Source organism: Algoriphagus faecimaris (assembly GCF_900101705.1).
In the GTDB taxonomy this organism is placed as follows: domain Bacteria; phylum Bacteroidota; class Bacteroidia; order Cytophagales; family Cyclobacteriaceae; genus Algoriphagus; species Algoriphagus faecimaris.
Genome location: NZ_FNAC01000031.1, coordinates 20,666 through 41,151 on the forward strand (window position 1 = coordinate 20,666; position 20,486 = coordinate 41,151).

General features: G+C 40.5%; 18 protein-coding genes and 1 tRNA gene. 9 read left to right on the plus strand and 10 right to left on the minus strand.

The window, feature by feature from the left end:
• Window positions 1–8: 8 nt before the first annotated feature.
• Genes BLQ57_RS14825 through BLQ57_RS14835 form a run of 3 tightly spaced genes read right to left on the minus strand, consistent with a single transcriptional unit; the run spans window position 9 to window position 2,632 of the window.
• Window positions 9–524, minus strand: a complete 516-nt coding sequence (locus BLQ57_RS14825) for an acyl-CoA thioesterase (protein WP_087940306.1) — start codon at window positions 522–524, stop codon at window positions 9–11.
• Between the two features lie 4 nt (window positions 525–528).
• Window positions 529–1,158: a bifunctional nicotinamidase/pyrazinamidase gene (pncA, locus tag BLQ57_RS14830; protein ID WP_240507835.1), complete on the minus strand. Its 630-nt coding sequence runs from the start codon at window positions 1,156–1,158 to the stop codon at window positions 529–531.
• Window positions 1,139–2,632 (minus strand): nicotinate phosphoribosyltransferase, encoded by a 1,494-nt coding sequence (locus tag BLQ57_RS14835; RefSeq protein ID WP_087940305.1) that lies wholly within the window; start codon window positions 2,630–2,632, stop codon window positions 1,139–1,141. Before BLQ57_RS14835 ends, pncA begins: the two co-directional genes overlap by 20 nt.
• A gap of 159 nt (window positions 2,633–2,791) precedes the next feature.
• Between BLQ57_RS14835 and BLQ57_RS14840 the strand changes: the two genes are divergently transcribed.
• The 3 genes from BLQ57_RS14840 to BLQ57_RS14850 all read left to right on the plus strand — a co-directional run bounded on the left by BLQ57_RS14840 (window position 2,792) and on the right by BLQ57_RS14850 (window position 5,091).
• Window positions 2,792–3,400, plus strand: a complete 609-nt coding sequence (locus BLQ57_RS14840; protein WP_087940304.1) for an RNA polymerase sigma factor — start codon at window positions 2,792–2,794, stop codon at window positions 3,398–3,400.
• Window positions 3,393–4,151: a hypothetical protein gene (locus BLQ57_RS14845; RefSeq protein WP_087940303.1), complete on the plus strand. Its 759-nt coding sequence runs from the start codon at window positions 3,393–3,395 to the stop codon at window positions 4,149–4,151. The genes BLQ57_RS14840 and BLQ57_RS14845 overlap by 8 nt, the downstream gene beginning before the upstream one ends.
• Window positions 4,152–4,356: 205 nt before the next feature.
• Window positions 4,357–5,091 carry a hypothetical protein gene (locus BLQ57_RS14850; protein ID WP_087940302.1) on the plus strand — a complete coding sequence of 245 codons (735 nt, stop codon included), beginning with the start codon at window positions 4,357–4,359 and terminating at the stop codon, window positions 5,089–5,091.
• 103 nt (window positions 5,092–5,194) lie between these two features.
• Here BLQ57_RS14850 and BLQ57_RS14855 read toward each other — a convergent pair whose 3' ends face one another.
• The 3 genes from BLQ57_RS14855 to BLQ57_RS14865 are packed head-to-tail and all read right to left on the minus strand — an operon-like array spanning window position 5,195 to window position 9,701.
• A complete protein-coding gene (locus BLQ57_RS14855; protein WP_087940301.1) occupies window positions 5,195–7,936 on the minus strand; it encodes a CHAT domain-containing protein in 2,742 nt (913 codons plus the stop codon).
• A gap of 28 nt (window positions 7,937–7,964) precedes the next feature.
• Window positions 7,965–8,840: a hypothetical protein gene (locus BLQ57_RS14860; RefSeq protein WP_092824148.1), complete on the minus strand. Its 876-nt coding sequence runs from the start codon at window positions 8,838–8,840 to the stop codon at window positions 7,965–7,967.
• Between the two features lie 57 nt (window positions 8,841–8,897).
• Window positions 8,898–9,701 carry a DMT family transporter gene (locus BLQ57_RS14865; RefSeq protein WP_087940327.1) on the minus strand — a complete coding sequence of 268 codons (804 nt, stop codon included), beginning with the start codon at window positions 9,699–9,701 and terminating at the stop codon, window positions 8,898–8,900.
• Window positions 9,702–9,838: 137 nt separating this feature from the next.
• On the opposite strand from BLQ57_RS14865, the gene BLQ57_RS14870 reads away from it, so the two are divergent.
• Complete coding sequence (locus BLQ57_RS14870; RefSeq protein ID WP_087940299.1) at window positions 9,839–10,294, plus strand: peroxiredoxin; 456 nt, start codon at window positions 9,839–9,841, stop codon at window positions 10,292–10,294.
• Here BLQ57_RS14870 and BLQ57_RS14875 read toward each other — a convergent pair.
• Complete coding sequence (locus BLQ57_RS14875) at window positions 10,289–10,939, minus strand: ABC transporter ATP-binding protein (protein WP_087940326.1); 651 nt, start codon at window positions 10,937–10,939, stop codon at window positions 10,289–10,291. The two genes, BLQ57_RS14870 and BLQ57_RS14875, sit on opposite strands and share 6 nt — an antisense overlap.
• Window positions 10,940–11,092: 153 nt before the next feature.
• Here BLQ57_RS14875 and sucC point away from each other — a divergent pair, with 153 nt between their 5' ends.
• Together sucC and BLQ57_RS14885 are read left to right on the plus strand one after the other, a co-directional pair.
• On the plus strand, window positions 11,093–12,307 hold the full coding sequence (sucC, locus tag BLQ57_RS14880; RefSeq protein WP_087940298.1) for an ADP-forming succinate--CoA ligase subunit beta: 1,215 nt from the start codon (window positions 11,093–11,095) through the stop codon (window positions 12,305–12,307).
• Window positions 12,308–12,319: 12 nt separating this feature from the next.
• Window positions 12,320–12,396: transfer RNA gene (locus BLQ57_RS14885), tRNA-Arg, on the plus strand.
• A 475-nt stretch (window positions 12,397–12,871) separates the two neighbouring features.
• On the opposite strand, the gene BLQ57_RS14890 is transcribed toward BLQ57_RS14885, so the two are convergent.
• Entirely contained in the window at window positions 12,872–13,756 is an 885-nt protein-coding gene (locus tag BLQ57_RS14890) for a DUF3078 domain-containing protein (RefSeq protein ID WP_087940297.1), read from the minus strand.
• 42 nt (window positions 13,757–13,798) lie between these two features.
• Between BLQ57_RS14890 and BLQ57_RS14895 the strand changes: the two genes are divergently transcribed.
• The 3 genes from BLQ57_RS14895 to BLQ57_RS14905 are packed head-to-tail and all read left to right on the plus strand — an operon-like array spanning window position 13,799 to window position 16,120.
• Window positions 13,799–14,074, plus strand: a complete 276-nt coding sequence (locus BLQ57_RS14895; protein ID WP_087940296.1) for a DUF202 domain-containing protein — start codon at window positions 13,799–13,801, stop codon at window positions 14,072–14,074.
• 49 nt (window positions 14,075–14,123) lie between these two features.
• Complete coding sequence (locus tag BLQ57_RS14900) at window positions 14,124–15,860, plus strand: SLC13 family permease (RefSeq protein ID WP_240507834.1); 1,737 nt, start codon at window positions 14,124–14,126, stop codon at window positions 15,858–15,860.
• A gap of 47 nt (window positions 15,861–15,907) precedes the next feature.
• A complete protein-coding gene (locus BLQ57_RS14905) occupies window positions 15,908–16,120 on the plus strand; it encodes a hypothetical protein (protein WP_087940325.1) in 213 nt (70 codons plus the stop codon).
• A 55-nt stretch (window positions 16,121–16,175) separates the two neighbouring features.
• Here BLQ57_RS14905 and ppk1 read toward each other — a convergent pair whose 3' ends face one another.
• Both ppk1 and gyrB read right to left on the minus strand, forming a co-directional pair.
• Complete coding sequence (gene ppk1, locus BLQ57_RS14910) at window positions 16,176–18,299, minus strand: polyphosphate kinase 1 (RefSeq protein WP_087940324.1); 2,124 nt, start codon at window positions 18,297–18,299, stop codon at window positions 16,176–16,178.
• A 98-nt stretch (window positions 18,300–18,397) separates the two neighbouring features.
• Window positions 18,398–20,356 carry a DNA topoisomerase (ATP-hydrolyzing) subunit B gene (gene gyrB / locus BLQ57_RS14915; protein ID WP_087940294.1) on the minus strand — a complete coding sequence of 653 codons (1,959 nt, stop codon included), beginning with the start codon at window positions 20,354–20,356 and terminating at the stop codon, window positions 18,398–18,400.
• Between the last annotated feature and the right edge of the window lie 130 nt (window positions 20,357–20,486).

Consider the following 20,486-nt stretch of genomic DNA (forward strand, 5'->3'; position numbering starts at 1 on the left):
GTTAGGAATCAGCCTCTTTTCAATTCGTTAGCAACTTGCTTCACTCGGTCTTTGATGGAAATGCTACTGATATCGAGGTCTCCGGAGGTAGCTTTGAGAAAATCCACCACTGCTCCCTGATGATCTGTAGATTTACCTTCGGCTAGCGTCACATAGCGCATCGTAGTCCAAAGCAAAGTCTTCAGATGACTCTTGACATCATCTGTCATATAATATTCTACCACGACAGTATTATGATTGTGCCAAATGATACGGCTCATGATTCGCACCCACTCTCCTACCATGGCAGATTTGACATAGCTGATGTTGTGATTATAGACTACCCAAGCGGATTTATACTTACGAATCATATCAAACATCTCCACTCCATATAATTTGGGAACCTGATCCTCACGGGCATTGAAGAAGTAGTCAAAATACTTTGCATTATTCAAATGCTGCAATGGATCGCAATCTTGGAAACGAATCACTACTCGACTTTCCGTTTCTTGGGGATAATGCTTTTCGGGATTGTATTCAAACATGGGCTTAAATTTGGGTAGAAAGAATCACTTTTACTCCTGCACTTTTCAGATCGACAAGGGCCTGATCTCCATCTGAAGGATTTAAATTGACGGGACGTGTCGCATCGGCGATCAAAAAGGTGTCAAACCCCAAACTTATAGCATCTAATGCAGTAAACTTGACACAGTAATCCTGAGCCAATCCGCATACATAGACTTTTTCGATTCCCTTTGATTTCAGAAAATCTCCCAATCCAGTATCTCCTCTCCGGGCATTATCAAAGAACCCTGAATAAGAATCTACCTTCGGGTTTTTCCCTTTCTGGAAAATTCCGGCCCAACGGCTTTGATCCAAGTCTTTATGAAATTTTGCCCCCTCTGAATCCTGCACACAGTGTACGGGCCAAAGAATCTGCTTCAATCCTTCTAGTTGAATGAAGTCACCGACATTTTTACCTTCATGATTGGCAGCAAAGCTTTTGTGATCTGCTGGATGCCAATCTTGGGTAGCGAGGATAAGGTCAAATTCGGCTTGTAGCATATTGATTACAGGAATGATTTCATCTCCTTGATGGACTGCCAAAGCTCCTCCAGGGAGGAAATCATATTGTACGTCGACTATTATCAGGGCAGAATTAGAATTCATCTTTTTCATTTTCAAATTTTTTCGCTTTTAGTACCAACTCCATTCTTAGATGATGGAGATTTTCTTCCAAGCCTACCGGGTAAAGATGCGGGTTGACCAGTCGCTTATGAGAACTATCAAAAGCTGCTAATTGGCATTTTGCTCTTTCTTTGATGTCCAGAAGGCTTGGGCTTTTATAGATTACTTTTCCCCCTTTAAATATCGGGATCAGTAATTCTTCCTCTTGGTAAAAAGCCGGCATAATCCGCTTTCTTCTGGTAGGGTCAGAGGGGTCAATGATGACCGTTCCTCGCGGATTGATTTCTTGATTTTCGAGGTAAATCATATCAGCTACAGCTTTCCCATTGGAAGAATACCGTCTGACTCTATGCGCCCCCGGTATATTTATTTTTAGGGATTGTTGGGAGAGTTTGATTTTTGGCACCCATTCTCCCGTCTCATCTTTGATGGCGGAGAGCTTGTACACCGCACCGAGTGCAGGTTGATCAAAGGCTGTAACCAGTTTAGTTCCTACCCCCCAAATATCAATCGAGGCCTCCTGCGTATTTAAGGAACTGATCAGATGCTCATCGAGGTCATTGGAAGCGACGATTTTGGCATCAGGGAATCCAGCTTCATCCAGCATTTGCCGAGCTTTGTTGGAGAAATAAGTCAAATCTCCCGAGTCTATACGAATACCCATCATCTCTTTTCCTTTGGCTCTGAGTACCAAACCTACTTTGATGGCGTTTTTGATTCCATTGATCGTGTCATAGGTATCGACAAGGAAAATGCATTGATCGGGAAATGCATCAGCATAGGCTTCAAAAGCCTCCAACTCTGTCTCGAAAGACATGATCCAACTGTGGGCATGTGTGCCAGAAACAGGGATTCCGAAAAGTTTTCCCGCCATAACATTACTCGTCGAGCTACACCCCCCAATAAAAGAGGCCCGACTTGCTGCTAATGCGCCATCGATCCCTTGAGCTCTTCGCAGACCAAATTCCAAAACGGGTGCTCCTTTAGCGGCTAAGTTTACGCGTGCAGCCTTGGTGGCGATAAGCGTTTGAAAATTGATAATGTTCAAAAGTGGGGTTTCCAATAATTGACATTGAATCAAAGGACCCTTTACCCGAATAAGGGGCATGTTAGGAAACACCACCGTGCCCTCTTCTATCGCTTCGATATCACAGCTAAATTGGAGATTATCCAAATAATCCAAAAAACCTTCTTCAAAAACGGCCGATCCATCTTTGGCTTTCATCTCACCGAGATACTGTAAATCCTCTTTTTTAAACTTAAAGTTATCCAGATAGTCGATCACATAGTCCAATCCTGCCGTCAGGGTAAATCCACCTTGGAACGGGTGCTTTCTAAAAAAAAGATTGAAAATCGCTTCCTGCTCCCCTTTTCCCGATTTCCAGTAGGCATAGGCCATGGTCAATTGATAAAAATCCGTCAGCAGCGTCAAGCTTCCTTGATATAAGTCTTTGGTAATTTTCATTTGCTTAAATTGATACTAAAATTAAAACAGCCTTTTGGACTTCCCGAAGCAATCCATGATTTCTTTTTAAGAAAATTCAAACTCAGGGCATTTCAAAAGAATTATTGAAATTACGATTACAAATCAAAAACCTGTTTCGACCTAGAAGTGAAATAGCCCATGAAGCCAAAGAAAGTATTTAATGATGAAGAAATCATTCAAATGATTCAGCATAAATCAAATCAAAATCAAGCCTTAAGTCAGCTTTATTCCCAGCATTACGGAATGCTGGAGCACTACATTCTGAGCAACTCAGGAGATGCAGACGATGCGGCGGATACCATTCAGGAAGTGATGCTGGTCTTTGTCAGACTGATACAGGAAGCCAAATTCAGAGGAGAATCGACCATTAAGTCTTTTCTGTACAGCATTACCAAAAATCTTTGGATCACAGAAATCAGAAAGCGAAAATCCACGCAGGCCAGAAATGAAAAGTACTATGATGAAGCAGAAAATCTATCTCCCGACATCAGCAAATCAATAAGCCAACAGGAGAATTTGAATTATATTATGAGGCTTTTTTCTGAATTAGGCAAAACCTGCAAATCCATTCTAACACTCTTTTATTATGAAGAAATGAATATGAAAGAAATCTGCGAGCGATTGGATTTCAGCTCAGAGCAAGTTCTGAGAAACAAAAAATACAAATGCCTAAAATCTCTTACTGAGTCTGTCAAAAACTCTCCTGAAGTTGCTCATAATCTGAAAAAAGCTTTGCGTCATGAATAATAAATTTGAAATAGATCAATTGGAAGAATACCTTCAGGGCACTTCATCTCCCGAATTAACCCGTCAGATCCAATCCGAGCTCATCAAAAATGAAGCCCTCAGGGTAGAGTTGGAGAGTTTGAAGCTTTCCACTGAGGCTATAAAACTGGCTGGATGGAGAGCAGAAATTCAAAAAGTGCAAGAAAGCTATCTGCATGAAAGAAAAAGTATTAAAGCGGAAACCAAGCAGGTAAACTTAGGTCTATGGCTTGGTAGAATCGCAGCAAGTTTACTTTTTCTCTTGGTAGGCGCGGCCACTTTAATGGTGATTACCATCAGCCCAGAATCTTTCCTGGAGTCCAAGACTGTTTCTTATTCGGTTCCTTTGACTCGTGGCGAGACAGATATTTCTGACCTCGAAAATGAATACAGAAATGGAAATCATGAAAGAGTCCTCGAATTAGTAGACAAAACTTTGGATCCAACTACAGAAATGAGTTTTCTGGCTGCTATGTCGGCCTTAGAGTTGAAAGAAGGAGCACAAGCGGAGCAATTGTTGAAAAGCATTGAAACTGCCAATCAATCTGTCGGGGCAAATCTCTATCAAGATGAAGTGGACTATTATCTAGTCAAAGCAAATATTTTGACCAAAGACTACGCGGAGGTTCAAGAAAGAATACAAAAGATTCTAAATGACCCGAATCATACCTACAGTAGGAATGTTTCGAGATTGGATCAGTGGAAAGTAAAGATTCTCAATTTGAAAAATTGAAAGTATTGAAATTTAGCGAATCGTAATACCCCAGAAAATGAAGACTTTCCGCCCTTCATAGCTTTCATTTCAAAAAAACCACACACCTACAAATCGTTGAAAATCAAGTAGAAATAACTTATTTCAATATTTATTTGAAAAAAAAGGATCAGGCTGGTTACATTTTTGCAAACAGGTACGACCAAGAAATAAACCAACATACATTATGAAAAACCTACAAAAACTATCATTTATTGGAGCGATTGCTCTTATAACCTTATTTTCATGTAATTCGGATGATGAGCCTACTGTCATCGGAGAAGGTGAAGTGAGAATGGGTATAGGAGTCAAACTTAGTAACAACAGTGTTCCCGGAGCTAGAGTCACTGCATCGGGATTGGATATTCGATCAGGATATCTTCAGGTTAAGGAGATTGAACTGGAAACTGAAGGTGTAGATGAAAATGGGGAATTTGAGCGAGAGATCGAGTACAAGTTTCCTGAAATCAAAAAAATTGATTTCAATGAATTGGATCCTGGCGTGGATTTCTTCATCAATATCCCTGCTGGAAATTATGAGGAGATCGAATTTGAAATCGATCTAATTGATAATAGAAATGAGCCTTCAATTTATCTTGAAGGAATATTTAATAAGCAGGACGGAAGCAGCATTCCTTTTAGGCTGGAAGTATTTGGAGACGATGACGATGATTTGGATTTTGAAGTAGAATTAGAAGCTGAAGACGATGAGTTGTTCTTCTTAGACGGAGTCAATAATCCATTGGCCCTTCTGGAGATAGACGGACAAGGTTGGTTTTCTGGCATAAGCAACGACGAGCTTGAAAATGCAGACTTAACCGACGGTGTATTGGTCATTAACAGATCAACCAATCAGTCAATCTATTCTAGAGTTTTGCAAAAGATCGAAGATTCAAGTGAAATCGAACTGGAATTGAAGTAAGGGCAACAATTTCAGCGATGCAATCCGGTGACGAAAGTTGCCGGATTTTTTTTGGGGTAATTATTTCAACAAACTCTTTTATCCCTTTGGCACAGGTCAATACTCAGTTCGATAGAGAATACTCTTTTTTCCTTCTTCCCAAATAAAAAATTACTATCAAGCTAATCACAATCCCAAGACCCCAAAACCAACTATTGCTTCTCCGCTCTTTCTCCACTTGACCGATCAAAATAGTATTAGACCAAAAAGCGGGATGCCGAAACTGAGCCATTTCAGGGTCGGAAAGCAATTCCAACTTGGCAGTCTGCAGAGCCTGAGAAGCGGTCTGTCCTGATGCTAATCGCTTATAAAATTTTTGTGACAGATAACTAGCTACCCGGTCCTCAGTCAGCCAAAGTGTGGTCACTACCTGTTTGGATCCTGCCAGCATAAAGCTCCTCGCCAAACTGATAGCTCCTTCCGATTCACTCAATTGTCCGCCTCCTGTCTCACAAGCACTCAAATACACCAATTCCAAGTTGTCAAATTGCTGAAAACTCAATTCCTTAGAAAACAACCGAAAGTTTTGATTTTCAGGGTAAAAGGCTATAAAGGAAGCATCAGGATCATCCGGAAAGGCCTTGGCATGGGTAGCCAAGTGGAGAAAGCGGGCATTTTGACATTGCTCCATAAATCGAGCAATTGTAGCTTCTCTTCCCAGATACTGTTTTCCGCTAAATTGACTCAATTCTTCTGCCGAGCCATAGAGCATATCTAATTCGGATGAATAAGCGGGTTCGTCCACAGAGAATGGAGCAAATCCCACTACTTCATCGAGCTTGAATTTCAAATTTTCACTAGGCACAATCTGAAATGCTGAAAGCTGATAAATCACAGGATGCTCCTCAATCAAAAAGCCTTCCTGATAGGGAAAGGCCTCAAAAGGTAATCCTCCAAATCTACCATGAGGAATAATCATTAACCTAGCATCTTTTCTCAAATTATCAGTCCAATCTTTAAAAAGTAAGCTGGAAAAAGAAATTAAATATTCAGGAGTTTGATACCGGACTCCTGCGGGCAATTTTTGCATTTCAACTCTCCATTGACTTAATTTTTTTAAGTCTAGGTAATCAAAATCCACCTGTTTGCCTTCCAACACTCCCTGATAAAACTTAAATAGGTAAAGCCTAGATTTCCCTTCAAAAAAAGAAAGTATGGTCAGATCATCTGGGATACCTTCTAAAATAGAATTGAAATTTTGACTTGTCTCTAAGTTCGTTTCGACTAAAAAATCATTTTGTTTTTCCCGCAATCGGGAGAGGGAAACCTGGAGTTCATTGTATTTATCTTCTAATTCTTCTTGTCGCTCCGGGTTTTCACTTGAAAACAATTCTTCATAGACCCTGGAAATGGCATAAAGCAGGTTATTTTCTTCCTCCCGCATCGCTAATGGTATTGCAGCTTCAGCCCGTTGTACCTGTCTATTTTTATTGATTCTAAGGGCATTGGCTTTACTTTGTTCAGCCCATTCAAAAGCCAATTGAATCCTATCCACTGCTAAATCGGAATAGCTAAAAAGAAACGCTATCCCCTCTCTATAAGCAGAAAGCACTTGATCACCTAAAAAAACTCTTGCTTCATCATTATCAAACTTTTGCCCGATGTAATTGGCAAGTTCGAAAGCAGATTGATAAGTCTCTTTACCCAGAGAATACCACTGCAAATCCCCAGATTCAGCATACAGTTTCCAAGCTGCCTTGGCCTTAAATGCCTGCATTTCGAAAAGTGAAATCGAAGACATTCCCAGTTCAAAATTTTCTGGATTGGAAAAGAGATCGGAATTAGTAAAAGTGGGATGCAATTCGATAATTCCTTGATGGTAGCTCTTGAGGGCTCGATTTAAGTCACCTTTCTGCTCATGGTACTGACCCAAAAGCCCATAATAAACTCCTTTTTGGTAGTTTTTTCTCCTTAGTCCCAAGCTATCAAGCACATCAGAGGTTCTTTTTAAATTTTGATGAGCCAATTGCTGATTATCATTCTGTAGGTAAGCTTTAGTGAGTAAGTTTAAATATGAAAGGGAGGAACGGACTTCCTCAGAATCCACTCGATCAAGCACCGATAAAGCATTTTGGGAGTTTTCTTCCTTCAAAAAAGTATTCGCTAAGTTCAAATTGACCTGATCGGTATTAATATCCCAATCCAGCAATTTCTCATAGATTCTTCTTGCGCTGTCATACTGCTCCAGATGATAGAGTGCAGAAGCTTTATTACTCAAAAAACTATACCGAGCATAACGCTCGTATTCACCTCCTGCACCGGAAATGTAGGATTCGGCCCTTGAGAAATATGCAATGCTGCGATAATAATTGCCCGTCTCAAAATAATAGACGCCTAGGGCATTGAATAATCTTTCTTCTTGAGTTGCACCAGTTAATGAGGATTGGATTCGTTCGGCCTGATTGAGATGATAAATTGAACTATCCAACTTGCTGAGGGAAAAAAGAGACTCCCCGAGATACAAGTGGGAATTGTAAATCAAAGAATCAGGAAGTCTATAGGCTCTTGCGATTTGAATGGCTTTGCGATAGGCAGAGCTGCCTTCTTCCGTATTTCCATACACAAGCAATAGATTTCCCAGACGTTCGGATGCTAAGACGTATTCTTCAGCATCCTCTACCTCGGGTGCATATTGAAGCACTTCTTGATAAATCGCAATCGCTCTTTGGTCATCTTCCTCTGTAGGTGACGCCAAGTTATACAGCCTATTTGCCTCCTTCAGCTTTTGCACAGATTGAAAAGCAAAACCTTCAAATGGAGCAAAGAAAAAACAGAAAATCAGAAAACTTAGGATTTTTCTAGGCACAGGAAAATGGATTTCCTACCAGGCCCTTTTATTCAAACCTTGCTACAATTACCACGAAAGGCGGTCTAGGTTTTCCGGTGGGCCGGGTAGTATTCAGTAATCTAAAATTAACTGAATTCCCCATCCTGAGTTCATTTATCAAGTCATTTTTTTCCTCAATATCATCCAAAAGCTCCTGAGGAACATCCCCAAGCGTTTCGTAATAAAAGAATCGAAGCGGGATAGAATTTAAAGCTGAAGCGCTCAGGTCCCGAATCCTGTAAAATAACTCCACATCCAATACTTGTCCATTGGTAGGTGTAGCACCGAAGGTGCCGTTTTCTACAGTGGCCTGTAAATCAAATACTCCTTTGTCGTCAATTTCAAAACCTAGGTCCTCCAACAACTGCCCGGAAGGATTGTCAACATCAAAATCACAATCATCGTCGTCGTCATCATCGTCATCATCATCGTCGTCATCAGAACAGGGAATGGGAAGACCGGGAACGCCATTGTAAATAGGCTCCACCAATTTTTGATTTTGATCTAAAATAAACACACCATCAGGATAGTTTACACCTCCTATTGTGACAAATTGCTCACAAGTGGTGGTTTGTCCCGTCGGCGTAAATGTGATTTTGTACTTTAGGCCAGTTTCACTCGCATTGATGTCAATGGCGCCTGTATCGGCATTTAGTGCCAGTCCCTCTGGACTGACCTCAAATGTACCCTCAACTGCATTGACAGGATTGATGACTATATTTTGAGTAGCGTTGAGGTAATAAATCGTATCTGAATAGCTGAAAAGGGCACAGTCAAAATCATTTTGACCATCCGTATTCCGCCCAGAATCCTCCAAGCAGGAGCTCATAGCCATCAAAAGCAGGATAAAAATAAATAAATTGGAAGTCGATTTAGGGCTCATGACTATAGGTAGTTTCTTTTTTGGTCGAAGCAGAGTGGGGAGATGTAACCACATCTTTTATTTTTCTTTCAAATTTAACAAGATCCCCGCCAAAACTAAGGCCATTCCCACATAAGACATCAACCCAAAAGTCTCTCCGAATAAAAAGAACCCAAAGAATAAAGCATAAAGAATACCCAAATAACTCAAACTTGACACTTTGGCTACGTTAGCGTTTTGATAGGCTATAGTCATGAAGTACTGGGCTGCTTGGGTACAAATTCCTATCCAAAGTAAAATAGCCCAATCCCAACCTTCAGGCTGCACCCAAGTGAAGTAACTCACCAATCCCGCGAAGGGCAAAGTCACCAAAGGAAAATAGAAAATGATTACCAAAGGATGCTCTGTGTTTTTCAATTTACGGATCACATTGTAAGCCAATCCAGAAAATAATGCCGAAACCACTCCTATGGATCCATACAGTAGGTTGACCCGTGTATCAAAGCCCTGCAAGACAAAAACCCCTGCAAAAGATATCCCAAACCAGAGAAATTGAATCGGTTTTACCCGTTCTTTAACTAAGAATATTCCTAATATCGTAGTGAAAATCGGCGATAAGTACTGAATCGTCACCGCACTGGCCAAGGGGATCTTCTGCAGGGTGTAGAAGAAAGCGATCAAACCAATGGAACCTACCACTCCTCTCAGTATCAAAAGTTTTTTATTATTTCCAAAAACGGGTACATGCTGTTTTTTCAGAATTAAAAAACTAAATATCAAGCTGAACAGAGATCTGAAAAGTATAATCTCAATGGCTGGAATATGAGGAACATATTTGACCGAAACATTCATGAGCGCAAAGAAGATCCCTGCCAAAATCATGGATTGCACACTATTGATTTTCACGCTAGCTTTTTTTCGGGTGGATTAAGATTAGTAAAGTCAAAGTAAACAGAAAGAGTTCTGAGAAAATCATCCAAGAGCGAACATTCCTTGAAAAATTTCAGTTAAATGCGCATATGGCACTTAAAATTGGTAGCAAAGCACCTGATTTTTCGCTCAAGGGGACGAGTGGAACGACGCTTAGACTTCAGGAAGATTTGAAAGGGAAGGCAGTGATTCTTTATTTTTATCCCAAGGATTTCACCAAGGTTTGCACGGCCGAAGCTTGTGAATTCAGAGATCAGTTCGCCGCATTCCGGGATCTGAATATTCCTGTTTTTGGAATCAGCAGAGATGATTTGGAAACGCATGAGCGATTCAAAAAGGAGTTTAGACTGCCTTTCGAGCTGCTTTCTGATGGAAGTGGAAAAGTCTGCAAAGCCTATGATGCGCTTATTCCATTGGTCAAAATGCCCAAACGAATCACCTACCTGCTAGACGAGGAGCACAAGATAGTCGCAGCATTTTCTGACATGTTTGAGTCCAAAGGTCACATAGAAAGCATGCTAAAGAAGCTCAGTTCAAAATCATAGAATCAAGCCATCCTGCATCATTACTTTTCTATCAGCCATCTCGGCCAGCTCTTCATTGTGGGTAACGATGACAAATGCATGTCCCAGCTCCTCTCTCAGTGCAAAAAACAATTCATGAAGCAGTTTTGCGTTTGTTGAGTCTAAATTGCCACTAGGCTCATCAGCAAATACCACTTTGGGCTGATTAATCAATGCCCTTGCAACGGCTACCCGCTGCTGTTCCCCACCGGATAATTCAGCAGGCTTATGGTCCAATCTCCCCGTAATACCGAGCATCTCGGCCAATTGATGTGCTCTTCGCTGAGAACTTATTTGACTCTCGCCTTGAATGTAGGCAGGAATTTGGATGTTTTCCAATGCAGTGAACTCAGGTAATAAATTATGAAATTGAAAAATAAATCCGATCTGTTGATTTCGAAAAGTAGCAAGCTTTTCACCTCTCATTTCTGATATTTGCTGACCCTCCATTTCCACAATTCCCTTATCCGCATGATCCAAGGTCCCCAAGATATGAAGCAGCGTACTCTTGCCAGCTCCAGAAGAACCGACTATGGAAACAATCTCGGAAGGTTTGATTTCTAAATCTACCCCCTTCAATACATGAAGCGAACCGTATGACTTGTGGATCCCTTTGGCTTTCAGCATAGTTAAGAAATTTAATCTTGCAAAAGTAAAATTTTTGAATGGGGAAAAGCCCATAATAATCATTAATTAAGCGCTTTTTTCCAGAAAAAAGAGATTTAGCAGGTTTGATTTATCCACTTGAAGCACTTAACTTCGCACAAAAATTTTGAGAGGATGAACATTCACGAATATCAAGCTAAAGAAGTACTAAAAGGCTACGGAGTTAAAATTCAGGAAGGCATCGTAGCAGATTCACCAGAGTCTGCACATGAAGCAGCCGAAAAATTGAATGCCCAGACCGGAACATCTTGGTTTGTCATCAAGGCGCAAATTCACGCCGGAGGTCGTGGAAAAGGTAAGGTTCAAGAAACTGGATCTAACGGTGTAGTCCTCGCAAAAAACTTGGGAGAAGTTTCTGAAAAAGCAAAAAACATCCTTGGAGGCACGCTAGTCACACATCAAACTGGACCTGAAGGTAAAAAAGTGAATAAAGTCTTAATCGCTGAGGATGTTTATTATCCTGGCGATTCTGAGCCAAAGGAATATTACCTTTCCATTCTTCTTGATAGAGCAACAGGGTCAAATGTGATCATGGCCTCTACCGAAGGTGGAATGGATATCGAAGAAGTCGCTGAAAAGACTCCTGAGAAAATCATCAAAGAATGGATCGATCCAAAGGTAGGGCTTCAAGGTTTTCAGGCTAGAAAAGTTGCATTCAAACTAGGATTGAGCGGTAATGCATTCAAAGAAATGGTGAAATTCATCACTGCTCTTTACAATGCTTACGAAGGCACAGATTCATCCCAGTTTGAAATCAATCCTGTACTCAAGACCTCTGATGATAAAATTTTGGCAGTAGATGCCAAAGTTAATCTTGACGATAACGCACTTTACAGACACAAAGATTTGGCCGAATTGAGAGATTTGGCAGAAGAAGATCCTTTGGAGGTAGAGGCTGGCGAATCAGGACTAAACTATGTAAAGCTTGACGGAAACGTAGGCTGCATGGTAAATGGAGCTGGACTTGCTATGGCCACTATGGATATGATCAAATTATCCGGAGGAGAGCCTGCCAACTTCCTTGATGTGGGAGGAGGAGCAAATGCTACTACAGTAGAAGCTGGTTTTAGAATTATCCTTAAAGATCCTAATGTCAAGGCTATTCTAATCAACGTTTTCGGAGGTATCGTAAGATGTGATCGGATTGCAAATGGAGTAGTTGAAGCTTACAAATCAATCGGCGATATCCGTGTTCCGATCATCGTGAGACTTCAAGGCACCAATGCTGAAGAAGGTGCAAAGATTATCGATGAATCAGGATTGAAAGTTTCCTCAGCAATTACACTTAAAGAAGCTGCAGAAAAAGTACAGGCTGTACTAGAAAGCTAAAATAAAGAATAGGCACTCGTAGTTCAACTGGATAGAATATCGGATTTCGGCTCCGAGGGTTGAGGGTTCGAATCCTTCCGAGTGCACCAAAGCTCAGACGACTGTCTGGGCTTTTTTTTTGCGTTAGTAAAAAAGAAATTTTCTTCTTGCACTACTTTTTGTAGCCCTATTTCTGATTCTCTTTCCTTTAATTTAAAAGCCCTCCCCGTTCCCTAATAGAATGGTTAGATCTCTAAATTTTCAAGTCAAGGAATAGCCATATTTGGAAATTATATGATAGGATAAAATGCAAAAACCTACACTTGGCATTTAGAGGAAATTTTGGATTTATCCAAGACCTGTATTAGCTGGATGAAGAAAAGTCAGGTAGCTGTCTTTATTAAAAATTAGACTGTTTATTTGAAAAAATTGAACTATTCCGGGTATAAAGTAAAAAAGCAGGAGAAAATCTCCTGCCCTTTATTTGAAAACTAAACCAACTATTATTTAACTACCACAATGAATTCAAAAATAATACAATTCTGAACAAAACAAAATACAAAATAAAAATTTGCTTAATTTTATTTAGTCCTTAGGAAAGCTACTTGCCTTAAATGCAATTCCTAAAGCTAGTCCTTGGCTAAATTGTACTTTATCGTCTTGGTCAAAATCATATATGCTCAAACTAGTCAATGATACATTGATCAGGTTAGAGACTTTGGCAGTAAGTGTGAAGTCTATGCGATGGTCAATCTCTCGGATACTGAGCGTTTCATAATTTGCATAGAGCTGATGTCGAATAAGCAATGTGACATTTTCTGAGAGCCTCTTATTCCATTCTAGCAAGGAGCTAAATGCCAGCCACTCGGTTCTAACTTTCTCCCCGATAGGCACCCCATAATTTTCAGGAACGTTCAAATACAAATTGGTATCTGTAACAAAAGTTAAACGTGGAGAAAAAGGAGAAAGACGAAGGAGAAATTCATTGTTGGGCTTGTATTCCATGCCTATTGCAGTGGTAAAATAAGCCGGATTAGCAAACTTGGAAATCAATGTTCTATTTCCATCTGCAAAGTTGTAACCAGGGGCAAACTGAGTCAGAAAATTTAAAGAGCCGAAAACGTTCCAATTTTCTGAAACCTTATACCCTACTTTTGAATCTAACAAAAGCCTATCATTGGATTTTCTGGCATCTTCGTCTTGGTTTTTGACTACCCCATAGATGAAGTCCATAGTATTATCCCATGTCCAATTTTCTTTTTGGTAATTTGCTCTACCATTCAGGTAGATACCCAATGCGATGGAGTTCACGCCACCACCTTTCCAGTTGCCACTAAAAGAACCCTGATTGAAATTCAAGCCACCACCAATTTCTTTAAGCCAGAAAGTAGTGTCTTGAGAAGCAGAATCCTGTGCATAGGAAAACTGCCAGGTCAAAAGCAATAGACAGATAGTAAATAGTCTTTTCATAAAATAGAATGCTAAATTTGAAGTAAAATTAATTTTACAAATATGGAAAAGGACTTTGAAAATGAATTAATTGTTCGGGATTTTTTAGCACGTCAAAGAACTACCTTGGCCAATGATCGGACATTATTATCTTATATTCGAACTTCACTCTACTTTCTCGTCAGTGGTACTGCCCTATTTGAAGTGAAAAACTTAGAACATATCAGTGAGCTCGGCTACTTATCTTTAGGACTTTCAGCTGCTTTATTGTTTGTAGGCTTTTTTAATTACTTTAAAGTCCGCCGCAAATTGAGGCAGGGCAAATACCATAAAATGTAAATTAATGACCTTCGAAATCGGTTTAGTTTTTAGCATAATTGGAGTATCAATGCTCTTATTTTTTTCAGAGCGATTTTCTATTGATACAGTCAGCATTTTAATTATGGTGACTTTGATAATTACTGGAATATTGGATTTGAAAGAAGGCTTTGCCGGATTTTCTAATTATGCCACGATCACGATAGCTGCGATGTTTGTGGTTTCTTCGGCTATTCTCAAAACCGGTCTACTAGACAAATTCATATCGATCATGACCAAGCAGGCTGACAAAGGCTATTTTGCCTTGACGCTTAGCCTCATGCTCATAGCAGGTATTCTTTCGGCTTTTATCAATGATACCGCAGTGGTAGCACTTCTGATGCCTGCGGTCATCCAATTAGGGAAAAAGAAAGATATCCCTCCCTCACGATTATTGATTCCCCTTTCATTTGGAGCGCTAATGGGTGGTGTCTGTACCCTTTTGGGGACTTCTACCAACATGCTAGTCAGTGGGATTGCAGAACGAGAGGGGCTTCCAGAGTTTGGTATCTTCGAAATGTCAAAAGGAGGTTTGGTTTTCTTTGCCGTAGGGATCGTTTATATCCTCCTGATTGGAAAATGGTTGATTCCCAATCGTAAGGCAAAAGAAGGGATAAGTGACAGTAGCAATCTAGGGAAATACCTCAGTGAAATTTCTATAGATGAAGACTACGAACAACTCAACGAACCTGTTTTCAAACAAAAAGTCTTCAATTCGTTAGGAGTTGAGGCGATTCAAATCATTCGAAGTTCTGGACAAAAAATAAAAGTCTATCCCAATACCAGTGTACAGGAAGGTGATGTCATTCGCATTACCTGTGAAAAAAGTGTTATCGAAAAACTAGATAGTACGGAAGGTATTTCCATCAAATCCGAGCTAGAGTGGAGCCATGAAAACCTAACTGATGAGGAAGAAAACATCTATGAGGCGATGGTGACTCCCCAGTCAAATTTGATCAATAGGAAAATCAATTCCATCAATTTTAGAAATTTACATCCTGGAGTAGTGGTCATCGGAATTCGACACCGAAGCGGCCTAATGGATACTTTAACCAAGAAAGCACAATTGAACCCCGGAGATATACTCCTACTCCGTGCATCAGAAGAAAGTATATACTCCATAGACCAATCAAAAAACCTCCTGCTCCTATCCGCTTCTGAATCGCAGTCGACTCATACATTTCAGAGCGTCCTCACTGTCTTGATTTTAATCGGAATCATCGGGCTTTCTGCTTTGTCTATTTTACCTATCGCTTTATCCGCCGTCGCAGGAGCAGTGGTTTTAATTCTTTTCAAATCACTCGAACCCAAGGAAGCTTATGAAGCCATCGATTGGAAAGTGATTTTTATGCTTGCAGGGGTTTTATCCATGGGGGCAGCGCTGGAGAAAACGGGAGGAGCTACCTATCTAGGCGCTTTAATTACTGATAACCTTGAAGAATATGGACCAAGAGCAGTCCTTGGGGGCGTATTTGGATTAACTTTTCTTTTGACCAATATCATGTCAAATAATGCTACCGCTGCTATACTAGCCCCTATCGCGATCAGCATCGCCGAAAACATCGGGGTAGAAAGTCGGCCTTTTTTAATGGCGGTCACCTTTGCGGCTAGCTTGAGCTTTATGACTCCAATGGGTTATCAGACTAATACGATGATTTATAATCCTGGTAATTACAAATTTAAAGACTACTTAATCGTAGGCACACCTTTGAATATTATCTTCTGGATATTAGCTATTTGGCTGATCCCTATTCTTTATCCATTCTAATAATGCTTATATTGGATAAACAGATTTACTCAACAAACCCTTGTTCTATGAAAATTTTTGGAATTGTACTAGTGGTGATTGGTATCATCATGCTACTCATGACGAGCATTAGTTTCACGACTGAAGAGACGGTAATTGATGCAGGACCTATTCAGGTCAACGCTGACAAAGAGCGTTCCGTAGAATGGCCTACCTACGCTGGAGGAATAGTATTGATAGCTGGCGTAGTTTTGATAGCTGTCGGAGCTAAGAAAAAGTAACAAAAAGGCTGAGTTTCATGACTCAGCCTTTTTCATTGTCTTAAGTGTTTACTTCTCAACCAAGGAGTTGGACTTGGCTTACTTTTTCAGGGTCAAGATTAAAAAACTCCTTGTGGACATTAAAGACTTCTTCGCCTTCTTTGGGACTTTTAGCTAAGTAAGAACCGTCTTCCTGCATGACATAGGCATTGGCATTATCTTTCAGGTTATAGGCCAAAATATTCATGAGTTGCTTCTCTAGCAGTGGGGCTTCTACCTTAAACAAGGACTCCAATCTCTTATCAAAACTCCTCACCATCATATCCGCACTTCCAGCATAGGTACGTGTTTCACCATTATTATGGAAATGGTATATCCTCGAATGCTCCAAAAAGTCTCCAACGATAGAAATTACCTCAATATTTTCACTCAATCCCTGACGTCCAGGACGTAAACAACAAATCCCACGGATGATCAGCTTGACCGTAACCCCGGATTGAGAAGCTCTGTACAATGCATAGATGATTTCTGAATCCTCCAGTGAATTGACTTTGATAAAAATCCCGCTTGGCAAACCATTTCTGGAGTTCTCTGCTTCTTGCTCGATGTACTCGATCAGTTGATTTCGCATATCACGAGGAGCAGTGATCAGATTTTTATACTGACTAGGCATGCTATGACCTGTGATTACATTGAAAAATTCGGACACATCATTTGCCAATACTTCATTGGTTGTCATCAATCCGATGTCTGTATAGAGTCTAGCCGTATCTTCATTGTAGTTTCCTGAACCCAAATGAACATAGCGCGTGATTTCATTACTGTCTTTTCTTACGATCAAGAGCAGTTTGGTATGTGTCTTAAGGTGGGTAATACCATAAATAACGAAGCAACCTGCTTTCTGAAGTTTCTTAGCTTCTCTGATATTATTCTCCTCATCAAAGCGAGCTTTCACTTCAAAAAGCACAGAAACGTGTTTGCCATTCTCTGCTGCTTTGAGGAGGGCTCTTGTGATTCTACTTTCCTTTGCCAATCGATAGATGGTCATTTTAATGGCCATCACATCGGGATCTTCTGCTGCTTTTTCGATCAGGTCAAGAATGGAATCAATGTTATTATAGGGATGATGAAGGAGAATGTCTTTTTCCTTCAAAATTTCAAATATTTCCGCCCTACCCTCTTCTTGGTATGACAAAGGCTTAACAGGCTCCGGAATCTGAGGCAGACGATCTCTGAACTTCTTGTTCCCCACTATTTGCCATAGTCCCGTAAAATCAATCATACTACTTCTCTTCACCAGAAAAACAGAATCCATTTTCAAATTCCAGCGCTCCAAAAGAGAATTTAACATCCATTTACTATACCCTTCTTCAATCTCAATTCGAACAACCCGCCCAGTTTTTCGCTCCATGAGTTTTCTCTTTACTTCTTCCAGGAAGTTGGCATCCATATCTTCACTTTCTTCGAGCGTAAAATCACCATTTCTAGTGATTCTAAATAAGCTGACCCCTTCGATTTCTACATTTCTAAAGAGCGAGACGATATTTTCTCGGATCACTTCCTCAATAGGGATAAGCAGTAAAGCATCCTCTCTTTCCACTTCAAAAAATCGCGGAATATTTGCAGGAATTTGAACAAAACTGAGCTTTCGCATGTCCTTTCGCTCACCTGGACTAGTTGTAACTACTCCAAAGATCAGTAACTTATTCATCAAAATTGGAAAGGTACGATAGCCATCATACACCATTGGAGTCAGCATAGGGTATATAGCCCTTTGAAAATACTGCTTGACCTTCTCCTGCTCTTCTGTAGAAAGCTTGGATGTGTTGCACAGAATAGTACCCTCTTCTGATAGTTGGGGAAGAATATTTTTGGTAAAATGATCGTGTTGATCTTGGTGAAAAATCTGACAATCTTTCATCAATCTTGATTTGAAAGGCTCTTCTCTTAAGCCCGAATAATCAATCCGCTCTTTGTCATAGTCTAGGTAATTATACAATGAACCGACGCGAATCATAAAAAACTCATCCAGATTGGATGCAGTGATGGCTAAAAACTTCAATTTTTCAAAAACGGTTCGGTGGGCTTTTTTTGCCTGATCCAAAACGCGCTCATTAAATTTTAGCCAGCTTAAATCTCTGCTGACTAAGTCACTATTGTGAATTACCGAATCATATCTGTCGCCTACTTCAAGTTTCATTTGTCCAAAATTTTCAGATGATTTGCCCATTCCCTCAAGACTCTTCTCCCATTTAATTTTAAGGTAAAAAAAGGGGCCGAAAGCCCCTTTTTTGATGATTAGGTATCGATTTTAGCGTATTTGGCATTTTTCTCGATAAATTCCCTCCTCGGAGCTACTTCATCACCCATCAACATGCTGAAAAGATGATCTGCTTCTGCCGCTGAGTCTATATTGACCTGTTTAATAGTTCTCATATTTGGATCCATGGTGGTGGTCCAAAGCTGCTCAGGGTTCATTTCCCCGAGACCTTTGTACCTCTGAATTCCCACAGAATCCTCTTTTCCATCTTTGGCCATTTCTTTGACAAGTTCCTTTCGCTCTTCTTCAGTCCAGCAATACCTTTCATCTTTGCCTTTCTTCAAGAGATAAAGCGGTGGAAGTGCAATGTACACGTAGCCATTTTCGATCAGGCTACGCATATACCTGAAAAACAAGGTAAGAATCAAGGTACGAATATGTGATCCGTCAATATCCGCATCCGTCATAATGATAATCTTGTGATAACGCAGACCGGATAAATCAAGCTCTTTGTCGTCATTGACAGTCCCGAATTTAACTCCTAAGGCTGTGAGTATGTTTTTGATTTCGTCATTATCGTAGATTTTATGCTCATGAGCCTTTTCTACGTTTAGAATTTTTCCTTTGAGCGGAAGAATTGCTTGAAAGTCTCTATCACGACCTTGTTTGGCAGAGCCACCTGCTGAGTCCCCTTCCACAAGGTAAAGTTCACATACGGTGGGATCACTATTAGCACAATCGGCAAGCTTACCGGGCAAGCCTCCTCCTCCGAGTACATTTTTCCGCTGCACCATTTCTCTCGCTTTTCTGGCAGCGTGACGGGCTTGGGCAGCCAAAATGACTTTACCTACTATGGTTTTTGCCTCGCGAGGATGCTCCTCTAGCCAAGATTGTAAGGTTTCGGATACGGCCGAATCCACCGCTCCCACCACATCCGAGTTTCCAAGTTTGGTTTTCGTCTGTCCTTCAAATTGAGGCTCAGCTACTTTTACAGAAATGACTGCAGTCAGCCCTTCACGGAAATCATCTCCCGACACTTCTATTTTTAGCTTGTCCAACATGCCGGATTTATCAGCATAGGACTTTAAAGTACGCGTAAGGGCTCTACGAAAACCAGTGACATGAGACCCACCTTCGTAGGTATTAATCGTGTTTACATAAGAAACTACATTTTCGGTGTAAGAACTGTTATAGTTCATCGCTACTTGAACTGGAACATCTTGATCAAGAGACTCAATGTAAATCGGTTCTGCGATTATTTTCTCTCTAGTTTCGTCTAAGTACTGAACAAACTCAACTAAGCCTCCTTCTGAGAAAAATTCGTCCGACTTAGGATTTCCATCATCCTCAATCTCCCGAAGGTCTTTGAGATGAATTCTGATTCCGGCATTCAAAAAAGCCATTTCTCTCAGCCTATTGGCAATGGTTTCGTATTTAAACTCTGTAATGGCAAAAATACTTGCATCAGGCTTGAAATGGATACTAGTTCCGCGCTTATCAGTCTTACCTATCTCCCTCGCAGGATACTGAGGTACACCTATTTTAAACTCCTGCTCTGTAATGACACCATTACGATAAACAGTGGCTTTTAGATCTGTAGAAAGTGCATTTACACAGGATACACCAACCCCATGAAGACCTCCAGAAACTTTGTAGGTATCCTTGTCAAACTTACCTCCAGCATGAAGAACCGTTAAAACTACTTCCAAAGCTGAACGCTTTTCTTTCTCATGCATGTCGGTGGGAATCCCACGACCATTATCCTCTACAGTGATCGAATTATCTTCATTTACTGTCACGTGGATCGTATCACAGTGACCTGCTAGTGCCTCATCGATGGAATTATCAACTACCTCCCAAATCAAATGGTGAAGACCTTTGACCCCCACATCTCCGATGTACATGGCCGGTCGCTTTCTTACAGCTTCCAGACCTTCGAGAACTTGGATATTACCAGCGCCGTATTCTGATGGATTCTTCGCTTTTTCTTCGCTCATATTTGTTGGAAAAAAGCCCTTTAAATCGGGCTGAAACGGTGATTTTGTTATTTTTAATGATTCGGCAAGTTAATCAAAAAAAGTGACTCAAACGAGAATAACTCTATCAGAATTGAATCAATTTTCACGC

Excerpts from the sequence above, each read along its gene's own strand:
- pncA (WP_240507835.1), bottom strand. The coding sequence starts at position 1,158 with ATGAAAAAGATGAATTCTAATTCTGCCCTGATAATAGTCGACGTACAA.
- BLQ57_RS14905 (WP_087940325.1), top strand. The coding sequence starts at position 15,908 with ATGAAAATTTTTGGAATTGTACTAGTGGTGATTGGTATCATCATGCTA.
- BLQ57_RS14875 (WP_087940326.1), bottom strand. The coding sequence starts at position 10,939 with ATGCTGAAAGCCAAAGGGATCCACAAGTCATACGGTTCGCTTCATGTA.
- BLQ57_RS14870 (WP_087940299.1), top strand. The coding sequence starts at position 9,839 with ATGGCACTTAAAATTGGTAGCAAAGCACCTGATTTTTCGCTCAAGGGG.
- BLQ57_RS14840 (WP_087940304.1), top strand. The coding sequence starts at position 2,792 with ATGAAGCCAAAGAAAGTATTTAATGATGAAGAAATCATTCAAATGATT.
- BLQ57_RS14845 (WP_087940303.1), top strand. The coding sequence starts at position 3,393 with ATGAATAATAAATTTGAAATAGATCAATTGGAAGAATACCTTCAGGGC.
- BLQ57_RS14865 (WP_087940327.1), bottom strand. The coding sequence starts at position 9,701 with ATGATTTTGGCAGGGATCTTCTTTGCGCTCATGAATGTTTCGGTCAAA.
- sucC (WP_087940298.1), top strand. The coding sequence starts at position 11,093 with ATGAACATTCACGAATATCAAGCTAAAGAAGTACTAAAAGGCTACGGA.
- BLQ57_RS14850 (WP_087940302.1), top strand. The coding sequence starts at position 4,357 with ATGAAAAACCTACAAAAACTATCATTTATTGGAGCGATTGCTCTTATA.
- BLQ57_RS14825 (WP_087940306.1), bottom strand. The coding sequence starts at position 524 with ATGTTTGAATACAATCCCGAAAAGCATTATCCCCAAGAAACGGAAAGT.
- BLQ57_RS14900 (WP_240507834.1), top strand. The coding sequence starts at position 14,124 with ATGCTCTTATTTTTTTCAGAGCGATTTTCTATTGATACAGTCAGCATT.
- gyrB (WP_087940294.1), bottom strand. The coding sequence starts at position 20,356 with ATGAGCGAAGAAAAAGCGAAGAATCCATCAGAATACGGCGCTGGTAAT.
- BLQ57_RS14860 (WP_092824148.1), bottom strand. The coding sequence starts at position 8,840 with ATGAGCCCTAAATCGACTTCCAATTTATTTATTTTTATCCTGCTTTTG.
- ppk1 (WP_087940324.1), bottom strand. The coding sequence starts at position 18,299 with ATGAAACTTGAAGTAGGCGACAGATATGATTCGGTAATTCACAATAGT.
- BLQ57_RS14895 (WP_087940296.1), top strand. The coding sequence starts at position 13,799 with ATGGAAAAGGACTTTGAAAATGAATTAATTGTTCGGGATTTTTTAGCA.
- BLQ57_RS14890 (WP_087940297.1), bottom strand. The coding sequence starts at position 13,756 with ATGAAAAGACTATTTACTATCTGTCTATTGCTTTTGACCTGGCAGTTT.
- BLQ57_RS14835 (WP_087940305.1), bottom strand. The coding sequence starts at position 2,632 with ATGAAAATTACCAAAGACTTATATCAAGGAAGCTTGACGCTGCTGACG.